Source organism: Bacillus sp. FSL L8-0193 (assembly GCF_037976065.1).
Classification (GTDB): domain Bacteria; phylum Bacillota; class Bacilli; order Bacillales; family Bacillaceae; genus Bacillus; species Bacillus paralicheniformis.
The window spans coordinates 1-10000 of sequence record NZ_CP150261.1 but is presented as its reverse complement, the minus strand read 5'-3'; the positions used below and the strand labels follow the sequence as shown (position 1 = coordinate 10000).

General features: G+C 45.2%; 7 protein-coding genes and 1 rRNA gene (1 of these 8 cut by a window edge). All 8 read right to left on the bottom strand.

Annotated features, from left to right (window positions below; translation table 11 throughout):
- Positions 1-657 (bottom strand): 16S ribosomal RNA (locus tag MHH76_RS00040); it reaches 893 nt to the left of the window's first position.
- A 278-nt stretch (positions 658-935) separates the two neighbouring features.
- The gene (gyrA, locus tag MHH76_RS00035) at positions 936-3410 is read right to left on the bottom strand and encodes a DNA gyrase subunit A (protein WP_043054015.1); all 2475 of its coding nucleotides are present in this window, start codon (positions 3408-3410) and stop codon (positions 936-938) included.
- A 189-nt stretch (positions 3411-3599) separates the two neighbouring features.
- The gene (gyrB, locus tag MHH76_RS00030) at positions 3600-5513 is read right to left on the bottom strand and encodes a DNA topoisomerase (ATP-hydrolyzing) subunit B (protein ID WP_020449766.1); all 1914 of its coding nucleotides are present in this window, start codon (positions 5511-5513) and stop codon (positions 3600-3602) included.
- A gap of 60 nt (positions 5514-5573) precedes the next feature.
- Positions 5574-5816 (bottom strand): extracellular matrix/biofilm biosynthesis regulator RemA family protein, encoded by a 243-nt coding sequence (locus MHH76_RS00025; RefSeq protein ID WP_020449765.1) that lies wholly within the window; start codon positions 5814-5816, stop codon positions 5574-5576.
- 17 nt (positions 5817-5833) lie between these two features.
- Positions 5834-6946: a DNA replication/repair protein RecF gene (recF, locus tag MHH76_RS00020; RefSeq protein ID WP_003178089.1), complete on the bottom strand. Its 1113-nt coding sequence runs from the start codon at positions 6944-6946 to the stop codon at positions 5834-5836.
- 16 nt (positions 6947-6962) lie between these two features.
- Entirely contained in the window at positions 6963-7178 is a 216-nt protein-coding gene (yaaA, locus tag MHH76_RS00015) for a S4 domain-containing protein YaaA (RefSeq protein WP_003178084.1), read from the bottom strand.
- Positions 7179-7345: 167 nt separating this feature from the next.
- Positions 7346-8482 carry a DNA polymerase III subunit beta gene (gene dnaN / locus MHH76_RS00010; RefSeq protein WP_020449764.1) on the bottom strand — a complete coding sequence of 379 codons (1137 nt, stop codon included), beginning with the start codon at positions 8480-8482 and terminating at the stop codon, positions 7346-7348.
- 177 nt (positions 8483-8659) lie between these two features.
- Complete coding sequence (gene dnaA, locus MHH76_RS00005; RefSeq protein WP_009330034.1) at positions 8660-10000, bottom strand: chromosomal replication initiator protein DnaA; 1341 nt, start codon at positions 9998-10000, stop codon at positions 8660-8662.

Sequence of the window (10000 nt, the reverse complement as noted above, 5' to 3'; positions counted from 1 at the left end):
TCCCCAGTTTCCAATGACCCTCCCCGGTTGAGCCGGGGGCTTTCACATCAGACTTAAGAAACCGCCTGCGCGCGCTTTACGCCCAATAATTCCGGACAACGCTTGCCACCTACGTATTACCGCGGCTGCTGGCACGTAGTTAGCCGTGGCTTTCTGGTTAGGTACCGTCAAGGTACCGCCCTATTCGAACGGTACTTGTTCTTCCCTAACAACAGAGTTTTACGATCCGAAAACCTTCATCACTCACGCGGCGTTGCTCCGTCAGACTTTCGTCCATTGCGGAAGATTCCCTACTGCTGCCTCCCGTAGGAGTCTGGGCCGTGTCTCAGTCCCAGTGTGGCCGATCACCCTCTCAGGTCGGCTACGCATCGTTGCCTTGGTGAGCCGTTACCTCACCAACTAGCTAATGCGCCGCGGGTCCATCTGTAAGTGGTAGCTAAAAGCCACCTTTTATAATTGAACCATGCGGTTCAATCAAGCATCCGGTATTAGCCCCGGTTTCCCGGAGTTATCCCAGTCTTACAGGCAGGTTACCCACGTGTTACTCACCCGTCCGCCGCTGACATCAGGGAGCAAGCTCCCATCTGTCCGCTCGACTTGCATGTATTAGGCACGCCGCCAGCGTTCGTCCTGAGCCAGGATCAAACTCTCCATGAAGTTTGATAATGACTACGCACATTCGCATGTGCGATTTATTTAATGAATTAACAGGTACGTTTGTCTTGTTTAGTTTTCAAAGAACTTCGTTTCCGCTCTCAAAGCGACCACTTAAATATAACATTTATGAGACAAGCGGTCAATACTTTTTTTCGAAAAAGTTTTTGTTGTTGCTTTTATAAGCGACCAAAAGAAATTATAGCATATCATCTTTCTGATGAAAAGATCATATTTGAAAAATTGAATAGAAAAACATGCAGCCATTTGGCTGCATGTTTTTATGATTCATCTGCTTCCTGTTCCTGTTCTTCTGTATCGTTCTCTTCATCTTTTTCAACTAAAGCGACAGTCGCGACATGCTCTTGTTCACCTAAGCGGATAAGACGCACGCCCTGAGTGACGCGGCCGGTTGTGGAAATATCTTTAATGTCCATCCGAATGATCACGCCGCTCGCTGTGATGATCATTAAATCTTCTTCTCCTGTTGTTGCTTTCACTGTCACAAGAGAGCCGTTATTTTCTGTGATTTTGCAGGTTTTCAGCCCTTTTCCTCCACGGCTTTGAACCCTGTATTCTGAAGCCGGCGTCAGTTTTCCGTAGCCTTTTTCAGTTACGATTAGCACATGATAATCCTCTTCCAAAATCTCCATGCCGACGACAACATCATCATCTGTCAGAGTGATGCCTTTAACGCCGGCTGCTGTTCTTCCCATTTGCCTTACATCTGTTTCAGGGAAACGGATCAGCAGACCGTTCTTCGTGCCGATAATCATTTGTTTATTTCCGTCCGTCAAGCGGACGGCCATCAATTCATCCTCATCGCGGAGGCTTAAGGCGATCAATCCGTTATTGCGGATATTCGCGAATTGGGAAAGCGGCGTGCGTTTTGATATTCCGTGTTTTGTCGTGAAGAACAAATAAGACTCGTCATCAAATTCGCTTACCGGGATAATCGCGTTGATCCATTCTCCTTTTTCCACTTCAAGCAGGTTAATAATCGGAATTCCCTTTGCTGTCCGTCCGTATTCAGGGATCTCATATCCTTTCGCACGGTACACTTTCCCTTTATTTGAGAAGAAGAGAATGGTGTCATGGGTGGATGTTGAAATCAGGTGTTCAACGAAGTCGTCTTCATTTGTCCCCATGCCCTGAATGCCTTTCCCGCCCCGTTTTTGGCTGCGGTAAGTGGAAGAAGGCAGACGTTTGATATATCCGTTATGGGTTAAAGTCACAACGATATTCTCGCGCGTGATGAGATCCTCGTCCTCAATCGTCTCAAGGCCTGATGTCACGATTTCTGTACGGCGCTCATCATTAAAGCGCTCTTTAACTTCCGTAAGCTCTTCCCGAATGATTTCAAGAACCTTTTCTTCGTCTGCTAAGATGGCTTTTAGCTCAGCAATCAACTCAACAAGACCTTGATATTCCTCTTCGATTTTTTCGCGTTCCAGTCCTGTTAAACGCTGAAGACGCATGTCCAAAATCGCTTGGGCCTGTTTTTCGGTCAAAGAAAACTTCTCAATCAATCCGTTTTTTGCGATTTCAGCCGTTTGCGAATTTCTAATTAGGGAAATAACTTCATCAAGATGATCAAGCGCCACTCTCAAGCCCTCAAGAATATGGGCCCGCGCTTCCGCTTTGCGAAGCTCGAATGCCGTGCGCCTTCTGATCACGACTTTTTGATGGTCAAGATAATGCTCCAGACACTGCTTCAGGCTCAATACTTTCGGCTGTCCGTCAACAAGCGCCAAAAGATTAATGCCGAATGATGTTTGAAGAGCGGTCTGCTTGTACAAGTTATTTAACAGTACATTAGCGTTTGCGTCCCTTCTCAGTTCAATGACGATGCGCATTCCGTTTCGGTCTGATTCATCGCGGAGATCCGTAATGCCGTCGATTTTCTTGTCGCGCACTAGATCCGCGATTTTTTCGATCAGCCTAGCTTTATTCACCTGGTACGGTATTTCCGTAATAATGATTACCGGTTTGCCGGAAGATGTTTCTTCGATTTGAGCTTTGGCTCGAAGCGTAATGGATCCCCGGCCTGTTTCATAGGCTTTCCGGATGCCGCTTCTTCCCAAAATCAGCCCTGCTGTAGGGAAATCAGGTCCAGGAATGATTTCCATCAATTCCGGCAGCGTAATATCAGGGTTCTTGCTGACCGCCAAGACTCCGTCAATGACTTCACCAAGCTGATGCGGCGGAATGTTCGTGGCCATACCTACAGCAATACCGGCCGCTCCGTTGACAAGCAGGTTCGGAAATCTCGCGGGCATGACAACAGGCTCTTTTTCCGATCCGTCATAGTTGTCCTGGTAATCGATTGTGTCTTTATTGATGTCGCGCAGAATTTCCATTGATATTTTAGACATTCTCGCTTCTGTGTAACGCATGGCCGCAGCCGAGTCGCCGTCGACAGAACCGAAGTTTCCGTGGCCTTGAACGAGCATGTACCGATAGTTAAAATCCTGCGCCATTCTGACCATAGCTTCGTAAACAGCAGAATCACCATGCGGGTGGTACTTACCGATAACTTCGCCGACAATACGCGCGGATTTTTTATACGGCTTATCACTTGTCATCCCAAGGTCGTTCATCGCATACAATATTCTTCTGTGCACCGGCTTCAGACCGTCTCTTACGTCCGGAAGAGCGCGGGAAACAATAACACTCATTGCGTAATCTAAAAAAGATGTGCGCATTTCCTGACTGATATTGACTTCCTGAACTTGGGGCTTATGTTGTTCACTCATTAAAAAACCTCCCTGGAGAATCTACATGAGTTGTGTGGGAGTAGATTTGTATTTATACTCTTCAACGAATTAGGCTATTCTCCATTATATCAATAATCTTGATTTTATACACATCAAATGATAGAGCGCCAAAGGCTCATTCTAGAAAAGACCTTATTTCAATTAAGCGAAAATAAGGTCTTACAATCATTAAATATCCAAATTCTTCACATATCGGGCATTCTCTTCGATAAAGTTGCGGCGCGGCTCAACCTTGTCGCCCATCAGCATTTCAAAGGTTTCATCCGCATCGATCGCATCTTTGAGCGTTACTTGAAGCAATGTCCGCGTTTCAGGATCCATCGTCGTTTCCCAAAGCTGTGTTGCATTCATCTCACCCAAACCTTTATAGCGTTGCAGGCCTGGCTTCGGATTTTGCGGAAGCTCTTTTAAAATTTCTTCGAGCTGCTGGTCATTGTACGCATACTCAACGCGTTTCCCCTGCTGTATTTTGTAAAGCGGCGGCTGAGCGATGTAGACATATCCTTGTTCGATGATCTGCCTCATGTAGCGGTAGAAAAAGGTCAGCAGCAACGTTCTGATGTGGGCACCGTCGACGTCGGCATCCGTCATAATCACGACTTTGTGGTAGCGGGCTTTTTCAAGGTTGAAATCTTCCCCGATTCCGGTGCCGAGTGCGGTGATCATAGAACGAACCTCATTGTTGGACAAAATTTTGTCCAGGCGTGCTTTTTCGACGTTCAAGATTTTCCCTCTCAAAGGCAAAATGGCTTGGAAATGACGATCGCGGCCCTGTTTTGCCGATCCGCCCGCAGAGTCACCCTCAACGATGTAAAGTTCGGAAATCGTCGGATCTTTAGAAGAACAGTCAGCCAGTTTCCCTGGCAGATTTGACACTTCAAGGGCGCTTTTTCTGCGCGTCAATTCGCGCGCTTTCTTTGCCGCCATTCGTGCTCTGGCAGCCATAACCCCTTTTTCAACGATTTTTTTCGCTGAATCCGGGTTTTCAAGCAGAAACTTTTCGAGCGCTTCTGAAAATAGCGCATCTGTTATCGTACGCGCTTCTGAGTTGCCAAGCTTTGTTTTCGTCTGTCCTTCAAATTGAGGATCCGGGTGCTTGATTGAAATGATCGCTGTCAACCCTTCCCGGACATCTTCCCCGCTTAAGTTTGGATCGCTTTCTTTGAATACGCCGTTCCTTCTCGCGTAATCATTGATAACCCGTGTCAAACCTGTCTTAAAGCCGGCTTCATGCGTTCCGCCTTCATACGTATGAATGTTGTTGGCAAACGAATAAATGTTGCTCGTATAGCTGTCGTTGTATTGGAGCGCCACCTCGACGGTAATGCCGTCTTTGGATCCTTCAATGTAGACCGGCTCTTCATGAACAACTTCCCGCGAACGGTTCAAGTGTTCAACATAGCTTTTAATACCGCCTTCATAGCAGTATTCATTCTTGCGTTCTTTTCCATCTCGCTTGTCTTCAATCGTGATTTTGACGCCTTTTGTCAAGAAAGCGAGCTCCCGGACACGAGTGGCGAGCGTATCATAGTCGTATTCAGTCGTTTCCGTGAATATTTCCGGATCAGGCTTGAAGTGAGTGGTCGTTCCCGTCACTTCCGTCTCTCCGATGACTTTCAAATCAGCTTTCGGAACGCCCCGTTCAAATTCCTGATAATGGACTTTTCCATCTCTGTAAACCGTTACATCGAGCTCGGTTGAAAGGGCGTTAACAACAGAAGCACCGACGCCGTGCAGACCGCCTGAAACTTTATATCCGCTTCCGTCAAACTTTCCTCCGGCGTGCAGGACAGTCATGATGACTTCCACAGCGGGACGGCCCATCTTCTCATGAATACCGACAGGAATCCCCCGTCCGTTGTCTTTTACAGTGATGCTGTTGTCTTTTTCAATTTCGACATTGATTTCAGTGCAGTAACCGGCCAATGCTTCATCGATGCTGTTATCGACAATTTCCCATACTAAATGGTGCAGACCTTTGCCGCTTGTCGACCCGATGTACATTCCGGGTCTTTTCCGCACGGCTTCCAATCCCTCTAGAACCTGTATCTGATTTTCATCGTAATTATTTTGCTGTTCCATTGCCACGCACATTCACCTACACTTTTCTTCAAACATAATAAATTTATAGTTAAGATTCTTTTATGAATCGATTTCCGGCTTGGATTGCGCCCGTTTTTTCAACGTGCCTGAGGCTAAAGGAGAAAAATAAATCGATTGTAATGTGACAACAATTGACTTCGGCGTGCTGTTAGAAGAGACAATCAGCTGTTTTTGCTTGTTTAAAAACTCTTCAACAATCGGCGATGTCTTTGCCTTGTAATCAAAAATAGCCACAATTTCACGCGTTGAGACGACAAAATCGTCACCTAAGTGGATATACAATCCCTCACCCCATTTTCTCAGTCCGATAGCGTGCCATTTTCAACTCGAAAGATTTCCGCTTCGTTTAAGGTTTTATGATCAATTCCATCAACGCTTGTCGTTGTTACGAAAGTTTGAACACGGCCTTGAATGGTGTGGAGCAAGTGAGACTGCCGATAGTCGTCCAGCTCTGATAAAACATCATCCAAAAGCAAAATCGGGTATTCTCCTATCTCTTCCTGAATCAAATCGATTTCAGCCAATTTAAGCGACAATGCAGTCGTTCGCTGCTGACCCTGCGATCCGTAAGTCTGCACATCACGGCCATTGACGTAGAAGAGAACATCATCCCTGTGGGGACCTGACAGAGATACCCCCCGTTCTATTTCTTTATCTCTTAATTTAGAAAACGTTTCTTGATAACTATTGATCATTTTCGACAAATCGGGCGAATCTGATACGTGAAGAGACGTATGATACTTTAGCGTCAGCTCTTCCAGACCTCTTGAAATTCCGGAATGAATGGGCTGAGCCCATTTTTCAAGCTGATCGACAAACTGAAGCCGTTTCATCACAACCTTTGCTGCGAATTCCGTAAGCTGTTCCGTCAGCACGTCAAGCATCGTTTGATCGGTTTGCTTTCTCGTTTGAAGCTGTTTCAGGAAATGATTCCGTTGTGAAAGGATTTTTTGGTAAAGAGAAAGGTCATGAAGATAGACAGGTGATACTTGGCCGATTTCCATATCGAGAAACCTTCTTCTGACCTGAGGACTTCCTTTTACAAGATTTAAATCCTCCGGCGCGAACATAATCGTGTTGACAGCCCCGACATACTGGCTCAGCTTCTGCTGTTCAATATGATTAACTTTACCTTTTTTTCCTTTTTTGGAAATCACGAGCTGAATGGGAACAGAACCGTTTTTTTTAATGACCCTGCCTTCTATTTTAGCATAGTCTTCATCCCATCGTATGAGTTCTTTATCATTTGACGTCCGATGGGATTTGGCCATCGCAAGCACATAGATCGCTTCCATCAAATTCGTTTTTCCTTGAGCGTTCTCTCCGATAATCACGTTCACTTTGTTCTCAAATTGAAGGTCAAGGCGTTCATAATTACGGTAAGACGATAATGTTAGATTTTGGATATACAATCAATACCACCTGCTTTTAGCCGACGACTTGAAATGAACCGAATCCTTCAATCGTCACCACATCTCCGACATACAGTTTTCGTCCGCGGCGGTTATCCGGCTCGTCATTGACGAGTACTTCATATTCCGATAAAAACCATTTTGCCATTCCTCCGGACTGAATGACATCCGCCAATTTCAAAAACTGGCCGAGGGTAATCATCTCTGTATCAATAGCCACCGTCTTTGTCATTATATCGACCTCTTTCAATATCACTAATATCTAATTGTACTAAAAAACAGGGAAAGAAGGAAAGGGGAAACTTGCGGTATGAACAACCAAGGCAGGGCGAGAGCGCTTTTCTCCCGAAAAAATAAGAGAAGCTGCCGGACCAGCCGGCAACTTTCTATTCCAACAAATTAATACGTCCGGACAGGAAGAATTAATTGGACGATCGAATCGTCATTCGGCGTACGGATCAGAAAAGGCCTCATAGCGCCCGTGAAACTCACGTGAATGTCCTCTCCTTCAAGAACTTTAAGGGCATCCAGCATATATTTCGGACTAAAGGATATCTTTAAGTCTTCCCCTTCAATCTGCTCGGCATTCACCGTTTCGACAACCTTTCCGATTTCCGGAGAGTTTGAAGAAATTTCGATCGACTCATTGGCGGCTGCGGAAAGTTTCACCACGTTGTTTCGTCCTTCTCTCGCCAAAAGTGAAGCCCTGTCAATCGCCTGAAGAAATTCCTTTGTATTGACGATCAGGTTCGTTTTGCTTTCCTGAGGAATCAGGCGGTTTGTATCCGGGTAGTTTCCGTCAAGCAGTCTGGAGAAAAACAGCACGTTTTTTGTTTTAAACAACACTTGTGTTTCGGTAATTACAATATCGACAAGCTCCTGGTGGTCATCAAGGATCTTGCTCAGCTCGGTTAAGCTTTTTCCTGGGATGACGACATTGTAAGAACTGTCTTCGTGAATGTCGAGCTTAGCTTTTCTTAGCGCTAGACGGTGACTATCCGTCGCAGTGCATATTAATTCACCGCTCGCGACATTCCAGTTTACACCTGTCAAGATTGGGCGTGTTTCTGAGGTGGACACTGCGAAAACGGTTTGGCGGATCAGGTTTTTTAGCAGATCGGTCGGAATTTGAAAAGCGTGATGCTCTTCAATTTGCGGCAAAAGCGGATATTCGCTCGCATCTAAACCGTTTAAGTTAAACTCTGCTTTGCCGGAGCGGATAATCGTTAAGTATTGATTTTGAACCTCGATTTCCACCGTTGACATCGGCAGCTTTTTGACAATTTCACTGAAAAAACGGGCTTGAAGCACAATGCTGCCGGGCTGTTCAATTGTCACGACCTCTAAATCGCCGTCTTCTTTCGGGATAAACGATTCGATCGAAATATCGGAATCGCTTCCTGTCAGAGAGACACCTTCATCAGAGGCCACAATTTTAATACCGGTTAAGATCGGTATCGTCGTTCTTGAAGAAACAGCTTTTAACACATCTTGGACACCTTCGACTAGGCGGTCTTTTTGAATTGTAAACTTCATAATCATCCTCCTTGCGGGAATCTATTAATTATTATGTTTTATAAAAATAGCAGAAGTACTAGTAGGGGCTGTGGATTTGTGGATAAGTGTAAAAAACGAACGGAAATACAGCCTATCCACATGTGGACAGACTGTGTAAGACTATGTTCAAGTTATTCACACTTTCCCGCTCACCACTTATCTCAGCTGCTCTTTAATTTCTTTAATCTGCTGCTGGAGCTGTTCATCATCGCTCAGCAGTTTTGATATTTTCTCATGGGCATGGATGACAGTCGTGTGGTCGCGTCCGCCAAACTCTTCGCCGATCTTCGGAAGAGAAGAATCTGTCATTTCTCTTGATAGATACATAGCGATCTGCCTCGGAAAAGCTACCGATTTTGTCCGTTTCTTCGCTTTGAAATCTTCCAGCTTGATATTGAACTGCTGGCCGACGATTCTTTGGATGTCTTTGATCGTAATGACTTTCGGCTTTGAAGACGGAATGATATCTTTCAAAGCTTCGGCAGCCAGATCGGCGTTGATGTCTTTATTGATCAGGGAAGAATATGCGACAACCCTGATTAATGCCCCTTCCAGCTCCCTGATATTGCTGTCGATCTGATTGGCAATATAAAGCATGACTTCATTCGGGATATCAAGTCCTTCTGCTTTTGCTTTCTTTCTTAAAATCGCAATTCTTGTTTCCAGATCAGGAGGCGTGATGTCTGTGATCAATCCCCATTCAAAACGGGAGCGCAAACGGTCTTCAAGCGTTGGGATCTCTTTTGGAGGCCGGTCGCTGGAAATGACGATCTGCTTTGTTTCTTCATGCAGCGTATTAAACGTATGGAAAAATTCCTCTTGCGTTTGTTCTTTTCCGGCTAAAAATTGAATATCATCTATCAAAAGAACGTCAACATTTCGATAGCGATTGCGAAAATCGACAGCTTTATTGTCTCGGATCGAGTTAATGAATTCATTTGTAAATTTCTCAGATGACAAATAAACCACTTTTGCAGATGGATTGTGATCGATGACATAGTGCCCGATCGCATGCATTAAGTGAGTCTTTCCAAGTCCGACTCCCCCATAAATAAACAGCGGATTGTAAGCTTTCGCCGGGGCTTCGGCCACTGCCAAAGACGCCGCATGGGCGAATCGGTTTCCTGAACCGATAACGAACGTATCGAATGTATATTTGGGATTCAGCATGTTTTGCGGAAAATCAGCCGGTTCTTCTTTCGACATTTTTTTGATTGGAGACTTAGGCATAAAATCTTCTTCATTTTGATTCTGAGGAATGACAAATTTAATGCTCAATTCTTCTCCTGTCAGATCGTAGATCGTATCGGCGATCAGGTGCAGGTATCTTGATTCAAGCCAGTCTCTGGCGAACTCGTTCGGTGCGGTGATGATCAGCGTATCGCCCTGCAATGAATGAGCCTTTGTCGATTTCATCCATGTTTCAAAGCTGGGCTTGCTCAATTTTTTTTCGATCTGCCCCAAAGCTTGATTCCAAAGATCCGATATGTTTTTCAT